Annotated in this window: 3 protein-coding genes; all 3 read right to left on the reverse strand. The window is 57.0% G+C overall.

Features of this window, described 5'->3' with window-relative positions; translation table 11 throughout:
* The 3 genes from QT222_RS00590 to QT222_RS00600 all read right to left on the reverse strand — a co-directional run bounded on the left by QT222_RS00590 (window position 1) and on the right by QT222_RS00600 (window position 974).
* Entirely contained in the window at window positions 1–354 is a 354-nt protein-coding gene (locus tag QT222_RS00590; RefSeq protein ID WP_491475959.1) for a type II toxin-antitoxin system PemK/MazF family toxin, read from the reverse strand.
* Complete coding sequence (locus QT222_RS00595) at window positions 351–722, reverse strand: MarR family transcriptional regulator (protein WP_491475960.1); 372 nt, start codon at window positions 720–722, stop codon at window positions 351–353. The genes QT222_RS00590 and QT222_RS00595 overlap by 4 nt, the downstream gene beginning before the upstream one ends.
* Before the next feature lie 162 nt (window positions 723–884).
* The gene (locus QT222_RS00600) at window positions 885–974 is read right to left on the reverse strand and encodes a DUF7567 family protein (protein ID WP_491475961.1); all 90 of its coding nucleotides are present in this window, start codon (window positions 972–974) and stop codon (window positions 885–887) included.
* Between the last annotated feature and the right edge of the window lies 1 nt (window position 975).

Consider the following 975-nt stretch of genomic DNA (forward strand, 5'->3'; position numbering starts at 1 on the left):
CTATTGGACTTCTTCGACGAGGGCAGCAACCGCCGCATCAACGAGGTCGCTGTCCAGACGGCCTTGCCAGAAATCGATATCCTCGTGGTTGATTGATTGGACGCTCCATGGGACGACCCGACTCTCAACCGGTGTCCCACCACGAAGCCAACTCTCCTTAGGGATGGGGATAAGCCCATCCAGCCAGGATTTTGTCGTTAGCGTCAGCGCAATGTATTGCTCGCCGTGGAATGGACGTCCTTCGTGATTCGAGAGAATGAGCCAAGGCCGAGCATCCGCGTCACCTTTGAACGGGTCATCGCCGTAGACGACGTCCCCCCGCTCGAAGATTGGAGCGACTTCCTTGGCGGTCACTGCTCGTTCTCCACACTCGGATGTGGTTCCCCAGGTGCGTACTCGCGCCAGGACTCCTTGTCCTCCGCACCGAGTTGCTCGTTGAACAGGGCAGTCGCCCGTTCATAGCCGCTGTACCCTTCGAGGCGCTCGGCGTCGTCGGTTACCGCCCAGTACGTCGCCTTGTGTTCGACGAGGCCGCGACCCTTTAATCGCGAAAGAGCAGTGCTGACCGCGCCCTCATCGACGCCGATTTGAGAGGCGATTTCACGGGCCTTGAACGCCCGATCCTCGTTAGCAGCGAGAAAACCGAGGACTTGGTCCGGGACCGAAAGGTTTGCGAGTTCTTCCTCGCTCGTGTTCTCGAAGGTATCTCGGTCAATGGACATCGTTGAACAGTAGGTATGTCTTCTGTTGTAAAGAGCGTTAGGGGTGAAAGCTATGAAAATACTGAGGATGATAACATACCCTCAACTATGACACGCAACTCTTCTCATATCATGAGGCTCTCCACAGATCCAGGACCACACCTCTCGGGGTGAGACATCCTGCTACGCGAGGTGCGACACCTCCTCGGGTTCGGTTTCGTCGGCGAACTCGTTGCGTTCGACTGGTGTCCAGTCTTCGGTCGTACGTCTCACG

This window comes from Haloferax sp. s1 (assembly GCF_058382125.1).

Bases quoted from the DNA above. Each gene is read 5' to 3' on its own strand.
- QT222_RS00595 (WP_491475960.1), bottom strand. From the start codon at position 722: ATGTCCATTGACCGAGATACCTTCGAGAACACGAGCGAGGAAGAACTC.